Source organism: Salinivibrio sp. HTSP (assembly GCF_003390965.1).
Lineage (GTDB): Bacteria > Pseudomonadota > Gammaproteobacteria > Enterobacterales > Vibrionaceae > Salinivibrio > Salinivibrio kushneri.
The window spans coordinates 26,365-41,926 of sequence record NZ_PXUD01000065.1 but is presented as its reverse complement, the minus strand read 5'-3'; the positions used below and the strand labels follow the sequence as shown (position 1 = coordinate 41,926).

Annotated in this window: 14 protein-coding genes and 1 riboswitch; of the genes, 7 read left to right on the top strand and 7 right to left on the bottom strand. The window is 51.0% G+C overall.

Translation table 11 applies throughout. The features are described from left to right. Window positions 1–123: 123 nt before the first annotated feature. The 3 genes from hemG to C7A19_RS12310 all read right to left on the bottom strand — a co-directional run bounded on the left by hemG (window position 124) and on the right by C7A19_RS12310 (window position 2,854). Window positions 124–648 (bottom strand): menaquinone-dependent protoporphyrinogen IX dehydrogenase, encoded by a 525-nt coding sequence (hemG, locus tag C7A19_RS12320; RefSeq protein WP_069362363.1) that lies wholly within the window; start codon window positions 646–648, stop codon window positions 124–126. 42 nt (window positions 649–690) lie between these two features. Beyond that, window positions 691–2,148 carry a TrkH family potassium uptake protein gene (locus C7A19_RS12315; RefSeq protein ID WP_069362303.1) on the bottom strand — a complete coding sequence of 486 codons (1,458 nt, stop codon included), beginning with the start codon at window positions 2,146–2,148 and terminating at the stop codon, window positions 691–693. 67 nt (window positions 2,149–2,215) lie between these two features. After that, window positions 2,216–2,854 carry a YigZ family protein gene (locus C7A19_RS12310; protein ID WP_069362304.1) on the bottom strand — a complete coding sequence of 213 codons (639 nt, stop codon included), beginning with the start codon at window positions 2,852–2,854 and terminating at the stop codon, window positions 2,216–2,218. Window positions 2,855–3,070: 216 nt separating this feature from the next. Between C7A19_RS12310 and fadB the strand changes: the two genes are divergently transcribed. The 3 genes from fadB (at window position 3,071) to C7A19_RS12295 (ending at window position 7,581) form a co-directional block, all read left to right on the top strand. Next, entirely contained in the window at window positions 3,071–5,251 is a 2,181-nt protein-coding gene (gene fadB / locus C7A19_RS12305; protein WP_116645013.1) for a fatty acid oxidation complex subunit alpha FadB, read from the top strand. 16 nt (window positions 5,252–5,267) lie between these two features. Then, window positions 5,268–6,431, top strand: coding sequence for an acetyl-CoA C-acyltransferase FadA (fadA, locus tag C7A19_RS12300; RefSeq protein ID WP_116645012.1), 1,164 nt, complete (start codon window positions 5,268–5,270; stop codon window positions 6,429–6,431). Between the two features lie 157 nt (window positions 6,432–6,588). Continuing rightward, the gene (locus C7A19_RS12295) at window positions 6,589–7,581 is read left to right on the top strand and encodes an MDR family oxidoreductase (RefSeq protein WP_069362307.1); all 993 of its coding nucleotides are present in this window, start codon (window positions 6,589–6,591) and stop codon (window positions 7,579–7,581) included. Between the two features lie 129 nt (window positions 7,582–7,710). On the opposite strand, the gene C7A19_RS12290 is transcribed toward C7A19_RS12295, so the two are convergent. Next, entirely contained in the window at window positions 7,711–7,914 is a 204-nt protein-coding gene (locus C7A19_RS12290; protein ID WP_069362308.1) for a hypothetical protein, read from the bottom strand. 121 nt (window positions 7,915–8,035) lie between these two features. On the opposite strand from C7A19_RS12290, the gene tusA reads away from it, so the two are divergent. Beyond that, on the top strand, window positions 8,036–8,284 hold the full coding sequence (gene tusA, locus C7A19_RS12285; protein ID WP_077459529.1) for a sulfurtransferase TusA: 249 nt from the start codon (window positions 8,036–8,038) through the stop codon (window positions 8,282–8,284). A gap of 33 nt (window positions 8,285–8,317) precedes the next feature. On the opposite strand, the gene C7A19_RS12280 is transcribed toward tusA, so the two are convergent. Beyond that, entirely contained in the window at window positions 8,318–8,878 is a 561-nt protein-coding gene (locus tag C7A19_RS12280) for a TMEM165/GDT1 family protein (RefSeq protein ID WP_069362310.1), read from the bottom strand. 28 nt (window positions 8,879–8,906) lie between these two features. After that, window positions 8,907–9,074, bottom strand: a riboswitch (yybP-ykoY riboswitch). Window positions 9,075–9,254: 180 nt separating this feature from the next. Between C7A19_RS12280 and glyQ the strand changes: the two genes are divergently transcribed. From glyQ to C7A19_RS12265, 3 genes are all read left to right on the top strand, one after another. Then, window positions 9,255–10,166: a glycine--tRNA ligase subunit alpha gene (glyQ, locus tag C7A19_RS12275; protein WP_069362311.1), complete on the top strand. Its 912-nt coding sequence runs from the start codon at window positions 9,255–9,257 to the stop codon at window positions 10,164–10,166. Window positions 10,167–10,175: 9 nt separating this feature from the next. After that, window positions 10,176–12,245 carry a glycine--tRNA ligase subunit beta gene (gene glyS / locus C7A19_RS12270; RefSeq protein WP_069362312.1) on the top strand — a complete coding sequence of 690 codons (2,070 nt, stop codon included), beginning with the start codon at window positions 10,176–10,178 and terminating at the stop codon, window positions 12,243–12,245. Window positions 12,246–12,623: 378 nt separating this feature from the next. Beyond that, window positions 12,624–13,877: a valine--pyruvate transaminase gene (locus C7A19_RS12265; protein WP_116645011.1), complete on the top strand. Its 1,254-nt coding sequence runs from the start codon at window positions 12,624–12,626 to the stop codon at window positions 13,875–13,877. 689 nt (window positions 13,878–14,566) lie between these two features. Here the strand turns inward: C7A19_RS12265 and C7A19_RS12260 are convergent. Together C7A19_RS12260 and C7A19_RS12255 are read right to left on the bottom strand one after the other, a co-directional pair. Continuing rightward, window positions 14,567–15,004, bottom strand: a complete 438-nt coding sequence (locus tag C7A19_RS12260) for an Hsp20 family protein (RefSeq protein WP_069362314.1) — start codon at window positions 15,002–15,004, stop codon at window positions 14,567–14,569. 159 nt (window positions 15,005–15,163) lie between these two features. Continuing rightward, entirely contained in the window at window positions 15,164–15,541 is a 378-nt protein-coding gene (locus C7A19_RS12255) for a VOC family protein (RefSeq protein WP_069362315.1), read from the bottom strand. Between the last annotated feature and the right edge of the window lie 21 nt (window positions 15,542–15,562).

Sequence of the window (15,562 nt, the reverse complement as noted above, 5' to 3'; positions counted from 1 at the left end):
ACGCTTGCCCTGCGTGCCGTGTCGATGGAGGCGCATTATAGAGAAGTTGCTCACCTTGGCAAGACTAAAAAGCGACTTTTTTAGGAAAAAGTCGCCATTCGGTCAAACAATCAACGTTATGGCCTAAAAACGGGCAAATTGCTCGCTGAACTCCTCGACTTTTTGCCAATCGGTGTATTCCACCTCTTTGGTCGTATCCGTTTCCCCACCGGTAATGTGCATGATTAAGCGAATCATCATCCGATCGAACCATTTATAGCGTGGATAATAGAGTGCGCCAGCAAAGACGCCATGCAGTTCAGGCGTCCAAGGTGACTTCTCGATAAACTTACGGCTATAAGCGCTGGTTTCTGGCGTATCTTTGCCTGGTTTACGCGCAGTGAGATTGACACTAAAGAATGCTGCTTTCGCCGCTTTAAGCTGATCTGCATGTGCTTCAATAAATTGATACAGCTTTTTATTAAAGTGGCCATAGCGAATAGACGCGCCAATCAAAACCCGGTCGTACTTTGTTAAATCCGCTGAAGGAAGCTGATGAATATCCTTAATCTCACACTGCGCCGACGAGCCAAGCTGCGTCTCGATAAAGTGCAGGATTTTTTTGGTCTGCCCTTCTCGGCTCGAATGTAGCAACAAGACTTTCTGCACTGCGTCGGTTTGCTCGCTCATGTCCTCTCCTTCCCTATTCAACTAGCTCCGCCAGAATGTAGGCGTAAATAAAACTAATAATGTAAATATCTCTAAACGGCCGAACAACATCGCAAGGATCAATACCCACTTCGCCGTGTCATTAATATCGCCAAAGTGAGCAGCCACTTCGCCCAAGCCTGGTCCTAGGTTATTGAGAGTCGCAGCAACGGCGGAGAAAGCTGTGAGTTCTTCAATGCCTGTCGCTATCAAAGCCAACATACAAATGACAAACACTAATGCGTAGGCGGAAAAAAAACCCCATACGGCATCGACCACTTGCTGCCTTAACGCCTTATTACCCACTTTAATGGTGTATACCGCGCGTGGGTGCACCAGGCGTTTTAGCTCGCGCGTCCCTTGCAGTGACAACAGCAGGATGCGAATCACCTTCATCCCGCCACCAGTCGAGCCTGCACACCCACCAATAAATGACGAGAACAAGAGTAAAACAGGGAGGAACAAGGGCCAGTGAGCAAACGTGGTGGTGGTATAGCCCGCGGTCGTTGATATTGATACCGACTGAAATAACGCCTGGGTGAAGGTTTCCGTGGAGCTGTTATAAACCTGATGTCCACTCAGCATGGCAAACACCACCAGCCATAATAGGAGCTGAATCACCAAAAATGCGCGAAACTCTGGATCGCGCAAGTAAAACTTTAGATTGAGCCCGTTATTAGCAAAGGCCGCAAAGTGAAGCGAGAAGTTACACGCAGAGATCAGTAAAAACACCACGGTGATAAGATTAACGGCAGTGCTATCAAAATGCCCAATGCTGGCATCATGGGTTGAGAACCCCCCAATCGCGACGGTTGAAAAGCTATGCCCAATGGCATCGAACGCAGACATACCCGCCAGCCAATAAGCCAAGGCACAGCTCACGGTTAACGTCAGGTAGATATACCAAAGCACTTTGGCCGTCTCCGCTATCCGTGGTGTCATTTTGGTATCTTTCACAGGGCCTGGGATTTCCGCACGATATAGCTGCATCCCACCGATACCGAGCACAGGCAAGATTGCCACTGCCAGCACAATGATCCCCATGCCCCCGAGCCATTGAAGCAGTTGGCGATAAAACAAAATCGCTTTGGGAAGCTCATCCAGCCCCACGATGACGGTTGCCCCCGTCGTGGTTAAGCCAGAAAAGGATTCAAAAAAGGCTTCACTGACCGATAAATCGGGTTGCTCCGATAACATCAGCGGCACCGAGCCGGCGCTACCGATCACCGTCCAGAATAAGACAACAATCAAAAAACCATCACGTGCTTTAAGCTCGTGTCGATAGTTTCGGTTAGGGAACCAAAGTAACCCACCACCCGCTAGCAGGAGGAAAAACGTTAATACAAAGGGATAGCCCGCACCGTCGCGATAGATAAACGCAACCAGCGCAGGCGCTAGCATGGTAATGCTGAACAGGGCCAGCAGGAGTCCGACAATGCGGGTAATGGAACGAAATTGCATAGCCTGACGTGGCCCTCTTATCGGCGGTAGCGACTTTCTACCGTCTCGTCGTTACACGTAAAGCAGGCTAAGTGCCTGACGTTGTCTTATGTTCTAACGGGTGCGCGTGTGCTTGCCCGCGAGTTTGATTTTTAAGTGCCTCAAGAAACACATCGATATAGCGCGCATCGATACGCACACTCAGTCGCACATTATGGCTGAATTCTGCATCGAGCTGAACGCCATCGTGCTGCTTAAGCAATGACTCTATCGTGTCAATGTGAGCATATTCACAGCTTATCGTGTAAGGGACGGTCACTGCCACTTCCCGCGTGGTCAAAAGGCCCAGGGCTTGTTGCACACTACTGCCATACGCCTTTACCAGCCCGCCAGTACCCAATTTGATCCCACCAAAGTAGCGCACCACCACCGCACAAACCTCACCAACGTTCGCGCCTGAAAGTTGCGCAAGCATCGGCTTACCTGCGGTTCCCGCGGGCTCACCGTCATCACCACATCCCCATTGCACGGAAGATTCAGGCCGACCTGCGACAAATGCCCAGCAGTGATGGCGGGCATCAGGGTACGTTTCTCGCAGCGACTGAATAAACTGCTTCGCCTCTTCTTCTCCAGGCGTATGGGCAAGATAGGTGATAAACCGACTTTTTTTTATTTCAAGCTCGTGCCTTACGGTTTCGGCTGGCACGGCATATGGCGTGATTGGCATCCTGGTACACCCTTTGTGTCTCAGCGACGCACTGTACCATATTCCCCCAAGCACGACAGGGACTCGGCCATAGTAAAAACAACCCACACCACATATTTTAAACATTCGTTTAACTTTTGGTTGTCATTTCTTATAACAATGATCCACACTAGGTCGCATCTGGTCTAACCAGAACACTATTCAACCAGGATGGTACTGCCAACGTGGAGAACAACCATGATCTACCAAGGAGATAACCTTTCAGTTCGTGCATTGGATAACGGCATTGCAGAGCTGACCTTAGACAGCCAAGGTTCTGTCAACAAACTGGATTTGGCAACGCTAGAAAGCTTAGACCAAGCCCTCGATGCTTTGTCGGGTCGCGATGACATCAAGGGGCTGTTGCTAACCTCTGCCAAATCAGCCTTTATTGTCGGTGCCGACATCACCGAGTTTCTCGGCCTGTTCGCTAAACCCGACCAAGAACTGTCTGATTGGGTATCTCGCGCCAATGCCATTTTTAATCGTTTAGAAGACTTACCCTACCCAACCCTTAGCGCGATCAATGGTCATGCGCTGGGCGGTGGCTGTGAATGCATACTCGCCACGGATCTGCGCGTCGCAGGCAAGGATGCACGTATTGGCCTGCCTGAAACAAAATTAGGCATCATGCCAGGCTTTGGTGGCACCGTTCGCTTGCCGCGGCTTATCGGCGCGGATACCGCGATGGAAATCATCACGGCAGGTAAAGATAAACGTGCCTCTGCCGCCCTCAAAGAAGGCTTGGTCGATGCGGTCGTCGAGAATGACAACCTTCGCGACGCTGCGATTCGAATGCTTAGCCAAGCTATCGACGAGAAAATTGATTGGCAGAGTCGTCGCCAACAGAAAAAACAACCTTTGGGTCTGAACCGCACCGAAGCGGCGATGAGCTTTACCATGGCCAAAGGTATGGTGGCGCAGGTCGCAGGCAAGCATTACCCCGCACCAATGACTGCAGTGACAGCCATTGAAGAAGCCGCAGGGATGACGCGCGATGAGGCACTTAAGGTTGAAAATCGCTATTTCGTTAAGCTGGCTAAAACCGATGTTGCGCAAGCCTTGGTGGGGATTTTCCTCAATGATCAAGTCATCAAAGGCAACGCTAAACAAGCCGCCAAACAAGGTAAAGATACGGAGCGAGGCGCCGTGCTCGGCGCGGGCATTATGGGCGGCGGTATTGCCTACCAATCGGCGCTTAAAGGCGTACCTGTGATGATGAAAGACATCGCCCAAGCGTCACTCGAACTCGGCATGAAAGAAGCAACCAAGCTGCTGAATAAGCAGTTAGAGCGTGGCCGCGTCGATGGCTTTAAAATGGGTCAAGTGCTGTCGTCAATCACCCCAAGCCTCCACTATGCTGGCATTGAGCACAGCGATGTGGTGGTCGAGGCCGTGGTCGAGAACCCGAAAGTGAAAACCAGTGTGCTCAAAGAGGTCGAAGCGCTGGTTAGCGAAGAGACGGTGATTGCCTCTAACACCTCCACGATTCCTATCAACACACTGGCGAAGTCTTTATCGCGCCCTGAAAACTTCTGTGGCATGCACTTCTTTAACCCAGTTCACCGCATGCCATTAGTGGAAGTTATCCGCGGCGATAAAACCTCTGATGAGACCATTGCACGCGTCGTGGCCTACGCCGCCAAGATGGGTAAATCACCCGTGGTGGTGAACGACTGCCCCGGCTTTTTCGTCAACCGCGTATTGTTCCCCTACTTCCATGCCTTTAGCTTGCTACTACGCGACGGCGTGGACTTTCAGCGCATTGACAAAATCATGGAAAAACAATTCGGCTGGCCGATGGGTCCGGCGTATCTGCTAGACGTGGTCGGGATTGATACCGCGCACCACGCACAGGCGGTGATGGCGGAAGGCTTCCCAGATCGTATGAGCAAATCTGGCCGAGATGCCATTGATGTGATGTTTGAAGCCGAGCGCTTCGGTCAGAAAAACGGCAAAGGTTTCTACCGCTACAGCACAGATAAAAAAGGCAAGCCGAAAAAAGAGGCTGATGAAGCTGTCCCTGAACTGCTCGCCTCCGTCATCCAGGGTGGCCAGGCAGAGATCAGCGACGAAGACATTATCGCGCGCATGATGGTGCCGATGATCAACGAAGTCGCCCGCTGCTTGGAAGAAGATATTATCGCCTCTCCGGCTGAGGCAGACATCGCCTTGGTGTATGGCATTGGCTTTCCGCCATTCCGAGGTGGTGCTTTCCGTTATGTCGATACCTTGGGTGTTGATAACTACGTCGCCATGGCAGACAAATTCTCTGATCTCGGCGCTTTGTATCATGTTCCTGCGGATATGAAACGTCGTGCCGGCGATAAACAGGCTTACTTTGATGTCACACCGGTCAACGCACCGCAATCAGCCTAAGTTTAAGGAGAGAACAATGAACAATGTAGTGATCGTTGACTGTATCCGTACCCCAATGGGCCGCTCAAAAGGCGGTGTGTTTCGCCACGTCCGCGCCGAAGATCTCTCAGCGCACTTGATGAAATCTCTGTTGGCGCGCAACCCTGCGGTAGAAAGCACCAACATTGAAGACATTTACTGGGGCTGTGTACAGCAAACACTCGAGCAAGGCTTTAATATTGCCCGTAATGCGGCACTCCTTGCTGGCATCCCACATAATGTGGGCGCGACTACCGTCAACCGCCTGTGTGGCTCGTCGATGCAGGCGCTACACGATGCGGCTCGCGCGATTATGGTGGGTGACGGCGATACCTTCATCATTGGTGGGGTTGAACACATGGGTCACGTGCCGATGAATCATGGGGTCGACTTCCACCCAGGGATGTCGAAGTCCGTTGCCAAAGCGGCAGGCATGATGGGGCTCACTGCTGAAATGCTCGGCCGTATGCATGGCATCAGCCGTGAAATGCAAGACCAATTTGCTGCGCGCTCCCACGCCCGTGCGCATGCCGCCACCGTGGAAGGCCGCTTTAAAGATGAGATTGCGCCCATTGAAGGCCATGATGCCGATGGCTTATTGACGTTAGTGGAAGACGATGAAGTCATTCGTCCCGAAACCACCGTCGAGAGCCTCGCTGGCCTGCGCCCAGCCTTTGACCCTGCCAATGGCACAGTCACCGCTGGCTCGTCGTCGGCATTATCGGATGGTGCCTCTGCAATGCTGGTGATGAGTGAAGAAAAGGCCAAAACCTTGGGGCTGCCTATCCGTGCACGTATCCGCGCCATGGGCGTTGCGGGTTGCGATCCCTCGATTATGGGCTATGGTCCAGTACCTGCGACCAAAAAAGCGCTCAAACGTGCGGGCCTAAGCATAGATGATATTGATTTGGTCGAACTGAATGAGGCATTTGCCGCCCAGTCTTTGCCTTGTGTGAAAGATCTTGGCCTAATGGACAAAGTGGATGACAAGGTTAACCTCAACGGTGGTGCCATTGCGCTGGGTCACCCATTAGGTTGTTCCGGTGCACGCATCTCGACCACCTTGTTACATCAAATGGAGCGCCAAGATGCGACCATAGGCTTGGCAACCATGTGTATTGGCTTAGGCCAAGGCATCGCCACTGTGTTCGAACGTGTCTAGCGATGAACCTATCATTGACAAAGAGCGGCTTAGTCCGCTCTTTTTTTTTGGCTTGCGTCACCCCGCTCGCAATCGCATAGTGATTGATGTAACGCAAGTGGTGGTCACTTCATCCGGCCTAGTATGGCCGCTCACAGACTTCAACCGGGAGAATGCTATGTTTAACGCGCTTGTCCTTGAACAACACGAGAAGCAAACCTTCGCGAAAATCACCTCGCTCGATGACGATTTGCTCCCAGACGGTAATGTGACTGTCGATGTCGATTTTAGCTCCTTGAATTATAAAGACGGCTTGGCCATCACCGGAAAAGGCAAGATTGTTCGCCAATTCCCGATGGTGCCAGGTATCGACTTTGCCGGCACGGTTGCTGATAGCCAACACCCCGACTATCAACCCGGAGATAAAGTGGTGCTCACTGGTTGGGGCGTCGGTGAAGCACACTGGGGAGGCATGGCAGAGAAAGCGCGTGTTAATGGCGACTGGCTCGTTCCCCTTCCAGAGGGGCTCTCTGCGCAACAAGCAATGATGGTAGGCACCGCGGGGTTTACCGCGATGTTATGTGTGCAAGCCTTAATCGATGGTGGCGTCAAACCTGAAGATGGCCCAGTGTTAGTCACCGGTGCCAGTGGCGGCGTTGGCTCTGTCGCGGTCACCTTATTGCATGCATTGGGCTATCGCGTCAGTGCCGTCACAGGCCGTCTTGAAGACAATCAAGCGTGGCTTAAACAACTGGGCGCTGACGAGGTACTCCCACGCGAGTCCTTTAGCGCACCCGGCCGCCCGCTGGATAAGCAACAGTGGGCAGGCGCGATTGATACTGTTGGGAGTCAAATGCTCGCCAATGTTCTCTCACAAATCCACTACGGGGGCACGGTTGCCGCATGCGGCCTTGCCGGCGGTTTTGACTTACCCGCCACTGTGATGCCGTTTATTTTGCGCAATGTGCGATTGCAAGGAGTTGACTCCGTCTCTTGCCCGAAAGCGCAACGTCAAGCTGCGTGGCAGTCACTGACCAAGCTATTGCCCGCCAGCTACTTTGAACAGGCATGCCACACCATCGCTCTGGCGCAAACCCCAGAGTATGCGAATAAAATTATTCAGGGTGAGGTTAAAGGTCGCGTCGTTATTGATATCGCTTACCAAGGCTAACGCAAGCAAAAGGCCAATCTTTGTGATGGATTGGTCTTTTTTGTCGACGCACAGACAAAAAAAATCCCGCTCGAAGAGCGGGGAAGCCCAAGAAAACTGGGAGTGAGTGTAGCTGTTGAGTGAGTTAGCCTAGTCAGGCTGCGAGCGTGGCGTTGAGGCCGATAAGGCTTCTACCAATAACCCCAAAGCTGCGGCGCAGACTGCTAGTGTTGCCAAGAGGGTGTGCTCATGACTATGCGTTAATCCCCAAAAAGCGAATCCGCTCAGCCCTGTGTAAGCAGCGATACGATGTCCATAAGCCAAGCTCAATTTGCCCGTTTGTGCTTTTCTCATGCCCTCGCCTTTCGTTAACGACTTGTTAAATAATTTACACAAATTATTTACAAGCGCAACCCTGTTTGAATAATTTGTCGCCATAAGTATGATCAGGTCGATACTTTTTGAGGTAACAACAATGACACTCGCTTTTGACCACGCTGATCTCCAACTCGATGCCTTAGGCTTGCGCTGCCCGGAACCTGTAATGATGGTGCGTAAGCGTATCCGCCATATGGATGACGGTCAGACCTTGCTGATTACCGCGGATGACCCGTCAACCACGCGTGATATTCCCAGCTTCTGTCGCTTTATGGACCATACCCTGGTCGCAGCCCAAACCGAGAGCGTGCCATTCCAGTTTTTGATCAAAAAAGGGCTGGCATAACGCCAACCCTTACCGATTCACCATTGTCTTGCGTCAACTCAATAGATACCAGGTATCCAGTACAGCCAACGCTGCAAACATTGCCGCCGCGAGCGCCCGTACGGCAGCGAGCGGGACATGGCGCTGAATTTTATCACCGGCCAGCACCACAGGGACGTTGGCTAGCAGCATACCAATGGTTGACCCAATCACCACCACCCACAATGCTTCATTAAACTGTGCCCCCAATGCCGTGGTGGCGAGCTGGGTTTTATCGCCAATTTCTGCGACAAAAAACGCACAGAAGCTCGCCCAAAACGCGCTTTTGCCCTGAATCCCTTCATCTTCAAGCTTGTCAGGGATCAGCATCCATACCGCCATCACACTAAAGCTGATAATCAAAATGATATGCAATACGGTATCGGTCAGGATATCGGCCGCGACCACGCCAAGCCAGGCGGCAATGGCGTGATTCACTAGTGTCGCCAATAAAATGGCACTGACAATCACCGCAGGTTTTCGAAACCGGGTCGCCAACGCTAGCGATAATAATTGGGTTTTATCCCCGATTTCCGCCAAGGTGACGGTGGAGATAGAAATAGCAAGAACGCTCATGACATTGCTCATCTGGGGCAGGGCTTATTATGATTCAACCACGACAACACACACGCCCCACCCCGGTTCGTGCGATTGTCGTTGGTCTCGTCAAGCCCAGAGCACCTAATGGCAGGCTTGCAATCACCATGAAGATTTTGCTTCAACTATGTTGATGATTGCCCCACTGACTGTGCAGTGGTCGACTACTCCCCAAGACGCCGCTAGTGTACGATTTGAACACTCGCTTGGCAACTTCTATTCCTCCTGCCCCCGTACGCAGAAAATAAGCACATCAAAGGCGCACAAAAATCCGCCAGCCCCCTACTGCTTGGGCGCGCTGCGAGTTATAATTGCCAGCTATTTTCTCCATTCATCAACTCGCGCGAACCTGACAATGCATAAATTCGATATCAAAACCTTTCAGGGTATGATCCTCGCGCTGCAGGATTATTGGGCCCAGCAAGGCTGTACCATTGTTCAGCCGTTAGACATGGAAGTGGGTGCAGGTACCTCCCACCCGATGACATGCTTGCGTGCACTTGGTCCAGAGCCCATTGCAGCGGCTTACGTTCAACCTTCTCGTCGTCCTACCGATGGGCGTTATGGCGAGAACCCGAACCGTCTGCAGCATTACTACCAGTTTCAAACCATCCTGAAGCCGTCACCCGATAACATTCAAGAGCTGTATTTAGGCTCGCTGCGTGTGCTGGGGATTGATCCAGAAGTCCACGACATTCGCTTTGTGGAAGATAACTGGGAAAACCCAACGCTGGGCGCTTGGGGCCTAGGTTGGGAAGTCTGGCTGAACGGGATGGAGATCACTCAGTTTACCTACTTCCAACAAGTAGGCGGATTGGAATGTAAACCGGTCACGGGTGAGATTACCTACGGTATCGAACGTCTGGCGATGTACATTCAAGAAGTCGACTCTGTGTATGATCTGGTTTGGACCGATGGCCCATTTGGCAAAGTCACCTACGGCGATATTTTCCACCAAAACGAAGTGGAGCAATCGACCTATAACTTTGAACACGCTGATGTTGATTTTCTGTTCCGCTACTTTGATCAGTGCGAAGCCGAAAGTACCAAGCTACTGGATCTCGAGCAGCCGCTCCCTTTGCCTGCTTACGAACAGATCCTAAAAGCCGGTCATGCGTTCAACCTACTGGATGCGCGTAAAGCCATTTCAGTGACTGAACGTCAACGCTATATTCTGCGCATTCGCACACTGACTAAACGTGTCGCCGAAGCCTACTACGCATCTCGCGAAGCGCTAGGCTTCCCGATGTGCCGACACAGCAAATAAGGGAGCATCATGGCAACGCAAAATTTCCTGATTGAGCTCGGCACTGAAGAGCTACCACCAACAGCATTGCGCACACTGGCTGAAGCCTTCGCGAGTCAGTTTGAAGCGCAACTAAAAGACGCTGATCTGAGCCACCAAGGTATCACTTGGTACGCGTCCCCGCGTCGCTTAGCACTTAAAGTGGCTGCTTTGAGCGATCGCCAGCCAGATAAAGTGGTTGAGAAACGCGGTCCTGCGGTCAAAGCCGCCTTTGACGCAGACGGCAATCCCACCAAAGCCGCCATGGGTTGGGCGCGCGGTAACGGGATTGATGTGAGCGAAGCCGAGCGCCTAAAAACTGATAAAGGTGAGTGGTTGCTGTATCGTCAACACGTACCTGGCCAAGCCATTGACGCCTTACTGCCGGTACTGGCCGATAACGCCCTAAGCAAACTGCCTATTCCTAAACCCATGCGCTGGGGTGACAAAGACACCCAGTTTATCCGCCCAGTGAAAACCTTGGTGATGCTGTATGGGGACACCTTGATTGAAGGCACCATTCTTGGCGTGGCATCCGATCGCGTGATTCGAGGTCACCGCTTTATGGGTGAATCGAGCTTAACGCTGGATCATGCTGACCAATACCCAGAGCGCCTTGAGCGTGAAGGTAAGGTCATGGCCGATTATGAAAAGCGTAAAGCATTGATTATTAAAGATGCCAAAGCAGCGGCTGACGCGGTTGGTGGGGTTGCTGAGCTTGATGACGACTTGGTTGAAGAAGTCACCTCTTTGGTGGAATGGCCAGTGGTACTGACTGCCTCTTTTGAGAACAAGTTCCTTAAGGTGCCATCAGAAGCGCTGGTGTACACCATGAAAGGCGATCAAAAGTACTTCCCTGTCTATGACGCTAATGGCGAGCTACTGCCCAAGTTCATCTTCGTGTCTAACATCGAATCGAAAGATCCAGCGCAAGTTATCTCAGGCAATGAAAAAGTCGTGCGTCCTCGCCTCGCGGATGCGGAGTTCTTCTTTGATACAGACCGCAAGCGCCCATTGATTGATCGCCTGCCAGAGCTAGATAGCGCGGTATTCCAAAAGCAACTGGGTACCATCAAAGATAAAACCGACCGCATTACTGCACTCGCAGGACAGATTGCAGAGCGTATCGGTGCCGACAAGGCACACACTGAGCGCGCGGGCCAACTAGCGAAGTGTGATCTCATGACCTCGATGGTGTTTGAGTTCACCGAAACCCAAGGCGTGATGGGCATGCACTATGCGCGTCATGATGGCGAGCCCGAAGCCGTAGCGCTGGCGCTGAATGAGCAATACTGGCCGCGCTTTGCCGGTGATAAGCTACCTACGACGCCGGTCTCCTCAGCACTCGCAATGGCTGACAAAATGGATACCATCGTGGGCATCTTTGGTATTGGTCAAGCACCTAAAGGGAGTGACCCCTTCGCCCTACGTCGGGCCGCATTAGGGGTTCTACGTATTGTCGTCGAGAATGGCTATCAGCTTGATCTTGTCGACCTCATCCGCGATGCCAAAGCTCAGTACGATGATCGCTTGACGCACAAAGAGGTAGAGACGGACGTCCTCGACTTTATGCTAGGTCGTTTCCGCGCCTGGTACCAAGATATGGGCTATAGCGTCGATATTATCCAAGCGGTTTTAGCCCGTCGTCCAACCAAGCCTGCTGACTTTGACAGCCGCGTTAAAGCGGTGTCGCACTTTCGCAGTCTGGAAGAAGCCGAAGCACTCGCCGCCGCCAACAAGCGGGTAGGCAATATCTTGGCCAAGTATGATGGCGAGCTTCCTAGCAACGTCGATACTGGCTTGCTGCAAGAAGACGCAGAAAAAGCATTGGCGAACGTGGTAGCAGAGAAAGTCGCTGCAGTTAAACCTCTGTTTGCTGACAGCGATTATCAAGGCGCGCTGACCGAGCTGGCACAATTGCGCACACCGGTTGATACCTTCTTTGATAACGTGATGGTCATGGCAGATGATCCCGCACTGAAAGCCAACCGTTTAGCGATGCTTCACCTTATCCGTGAGCAATTCCTCAACGTGGCAGATATCTCTGTTCTACAGAAGTAATCATCAGCAACACACCACTCAGCCCCGCCATTGTGCGGGGCTTTTTTTGGCTATTTAAACGCGCACGCCCCTCTTGGCCACTCACTCTCGTCTTATTAGCGACCAACTCACACCCTCATTGTTTTTTAACCTCAATGACGCTAATCACCCTGTTTGTCGAGCCAAGCCGAGTTGGTTTCACGTGAAACACGCGGCTTGTTATCCCTTTCAGCGACTTTTCTCCCGAGTGTGTACGGATAACGTAACAACCCCCGTCAACCATGCCAGTTAGTGACCAAGAGATAACAAACTTATCAGACTTTCTTTTACACAATAGATTGTTGTATGTTGATTGCAGCTTAACCACAACAACGATACAGATATTTAAAGGCAGTAATCATGGAAGTCACTCACTTTGGCGAGAAGTTAGCAAATCACTCGGGCATCACACAGTTAATGGACGATCTTAATGACGGCTTACGTAATCCAGATGCCATTATGCTAGGTGGCGGCAACCCCGCGGCGATACCGGAAATGCTCGATTACTTCAAAACACTGAGCCAATCGATGCTCGATGATGGAAGCCTCGTTCATGCGATGGCTAACTATGATGGCCCACAAGGCAAGTCAGCCTTACTCAACGCACTCGCCGAGCTTCTTAATAAAACCTATGGCTGGCAGCTTTCTAGTAAAAACATTATGCTGACCAATGGCAGCCAAAGTGCGTTCTTTTATCTGTTTAATCTATTGGCTGGACGATACGCCGATGGCACCCACAAAAAAATCTTGCTGCCTCTCGCGCCGGAATATATCGGTTACGGTGACGCCGGAATTAACGACGACATCTTCGTCAGCTACCAGCCTGAAATAGAATTGCTCGACAACCGTCAATTCAAATATCACGTCGACTTTAGTCGCCTAACAATTGATGACAACATTGGCGCTGTCTGTGCCTCCCGCCCGACCAATCCGACCGGCAATGTACTCACTGATAGCGAAATCCATCAGCTTGATCAGTTGGCACGTGATAACAATATTCCACTAATTATCGATAACGCGTACGGTACCCCCTTCCCTGATATCATTTTTGAAGACGTCGCACCGTTTTGGAATGAAAACACCATACTCTGCTCAAGCTTGAGCAAGCTGGGTTTACCAGGCGTGCGTTGCGGCATTGTGATCGCCAACGAAGATGTCATCCAAGCCATGTCAAATATCAATGGCATTGTAAGTTTATCTCCCAACAGTGTTGGGCCAGCGATGGCACTTTCAATGATAGAGCGTGGCGACCTACTCCGCCTGAGTAAAGACGTCGTTCGTCCCTTCTATCAGAAAAAGTCGCAAAGAATATTAAACATGGTGCTTGAAACCATTAACGATGAACGTGTTCGTGTTCATAAACCAGAAGGTGCCATCTTCCTATGGCTGTGGTTCAACGATCTCCCTATCTCCACCCAAGAGCTATATAAACGTTTAAAAGCGCGCGGTGTGCTGGTGGTACCCGGCGAGTACTTCTTTATTGGTGTCGATCACGAAGGCTGGGATCATGCTAAGCAATGTATCCGAATGAACTACGTGCAAGATGACAAGATGATGCAGAAAGGCATTGATATTATCGCTGAAGAAGTCGCGCGCGCCTACAACGAGGAATAAGCCTTGGTTTCACGTGGAACACTGGCTAATGGACGTTCCACGTGAAACCTTTTATAGATTTCTTATCTCATGGTTTTGAGTCAACACCCAAAGAACAACTCGTCATTCAAATATTGCACGAGACTTTTGGACAAGGTGAAGAAGTCGCTCATCTCGCACCACTTAAGACCAAGTAGGCTCACAGAAAAAAGTCATCATCCAGCACTGCTAATGACACGCCTTTCTTTCCTTGCAAGCGAACCTACCCTTAAGGAAGGCGTACCACTACACTCCCTCCCAAGTAGCCGTCGACTCAATCTATGTGGTCAGCCCGAACGTCGATTGGTTTAGTTTGATAGGCCAGACGAGATGGTTTGCTATTGGTATTCTTATATGTTTCACGTGAAACATTACCCTTGCTCTCAGTAATATATCTATCGAGAGAGGACGTTCTTGGCTGGGAACTGACACACCAGTATTTGTTCATTCAGCGGTAGAGCGTTAGTCACGTATTACTGAGCCAGATCTCGTTTAGAGGCGGATGGGCAACCGGCAGCGATAGACAGATCTATGTGGACGGGATAAATCATCAGGCGCTTTACAGCTTCGGATGTCACGACGGATTGGCAGGCTCGTCTTAGGTGTATAGTCGATAAAAAGGGCAGCATGGCTGCCCTCTCCCTTATCGTGAACCACTCGGGATTTAAGGTTTACTCAGCGTTTTCTAGCAAACGGCTACCGATTTCGATACGACGAGGTTTTTCTTCCTCTGGTACTTCGCGTACTAAATCAATATGTAGCATGCCGTTTTCCATGTCTGCCCCTGTCACTTTAATATGATCATCGAGCTGGAACTTGCGCTCGAAATCGCGCTCGGCAATGCCTTGGTACAAGAACTTAGTATCTTGGTTACGTGCACCCTTTTTACCGGCGACGATTAGGCTATTTTTTTGCTGAGTGATATCCACCTCATCTTGGCTAAAGCCTGCTACCGCCATGGTGATGCGGTATTGGTTTTCTTGGCTTTGCTCTATGTTGTAAGGAGGAAATCCACCCGCATTATTGGTATTGCTGTTTTCAACCAGATCGAATAAACGATCGAAACCAATTGCAGTACGATAGAGTGGAGAGAAATCAAAGTTACGCATAATCTTACCCTTCCTATGAAGCAATAAAATGTTATCTACGGCCTTCCAACTCGGACAAGCCCCCGGCGACCCAATGGCATCGCCTCATTACTCTATATAAGGTTGCGCAAATTGATTTCAATGGCTGATCGTAAAATTTTTTGTTTCGTGAGTGGCGCACTAATCGAGCGGCGCTACGCGCACCAGATGCCCATCAGGATCTTGAATCACGAAGGTTCGACCAAACACATCATCATAAGGGGACTGCACCACATCGATGGTTAGGTTGTTCGACCATTGGTCAAAAAGCGCATCAACGTCATCATTGGTGGGTACCATAATGCCAATTTCACTCAGTCGGGTGATTGATGGTGAGGGCTGCTCGCCGCCTGTCCACAATGCAAACAAGGCATCGCCCTGTTCAGACGCTGAAAAGGCTACGTATCTGGGGCTGGTAAATACCGGCTCGCACTGAAAGAGTTGTTGGTAGAATTCCACAGAACGCTCAATATCAGAAACATAAACCAGTTGGAGGTTAGCACGCGTTTTTATAGACATAAGGCTTCCTATCACTCTGCT

What these genes read in the sequence shown, in the direction of transcription:
- tusA (WP_077459529.1), top strand. Translation starts at nt 8,036, where the DNA reads ATGACACTCGCTTTTGACCACGCTGATCTCCAACTCGATGCCTTAGGC.
- C7A19_RS12290 (WP_069362308.1), bottom strand. Translation starts at nt 7,914, where the DNA reads ATGAGAAAAGCACAAACGGGCAAATTGAGCTTGGCTTATGGACATCGT.
- C7A19_RS12310 (WP_069362304.1), bottom strand. Translation starts at nt 2,854, where the DNA reads ATGCCAATCACGCCATATGCCGTGCCAGCCGAAACCGTAAGGCACGAG.
- C7A19_RS12295 (WP_069362307.1), top strand. Translation starts at nt 6,589, where the DNA reads ATGTTTAACGCGCTTGTCCTTGAACAACACGAGAAGCAAACCTTCGCG.
- C7A19_RS12260 (WP_069362314.1), bottom strand. Translation starts at nt 15,004, where the DNA reads ATGCGTAACTTTGATTTCTCTCCACTCTATCGTACTGCAATTGGTTTC.
- C7A19_RS12315 (WP_069362303.1), bottom strand. Translation starts at nt 2,148, where the DNA reads ATGCAATTTCGTTCCATTACCCGCATTGTCGGACTCCTGCTGGCCCTG.
- C7A19_RS12255 (WP_069362315.1), bottom strand. Translation starts at nt 15,541, where the DNA reads ATGTCTATAAAAACGCGTGCTAACCTCCAACTGGTTTATGTTTCTGAT.
- glyQ (WP_069362311.1), top strand. Translation starts at nt 9,255, where the DNA reads ATGCATAAATTCGATATCAAAACCTTTCAGGGTATGATCCTCGCGCTG.
- fadA (WP_116645012.1), top strand. Translation starts at nt 5,268, where the DNA reads ATGAACAATGTAGTGATCGTTGACTGTATCCGTACCCCAATGGGCCGC.
- C7A19_RS12280 (WP_069362310.1), bottom strand. Translation starts at nt 8,878, where the DNA reads ATGAGCGTTCTTGCTATTTCTATCTCCACCGTCACCTTGGCGGAAATC.
- fadB (WP_116645013.1), top strand. Translation starts at nt 3,071, where the DNA reads ATGATCTACCAAGGAGATAACCTTTCAGTTCGTGCATTGGATAACGGC.
- C7A19_RS12265 (WP_116645011.1), top strand. Translation starts at nt 12,624, where the DNA reads ATGGAAGTCACTCACTTTGGCGAGAAGTTAGCAAATCACTCGGGCATC.
- glyS (WP_069362312.1), top strand. Translation starts at nt 10,176, where the DNA reads ATGGCAACGCAAAATTTCCTGATTGAGCTCGGCACTGAAGAGCTACCA.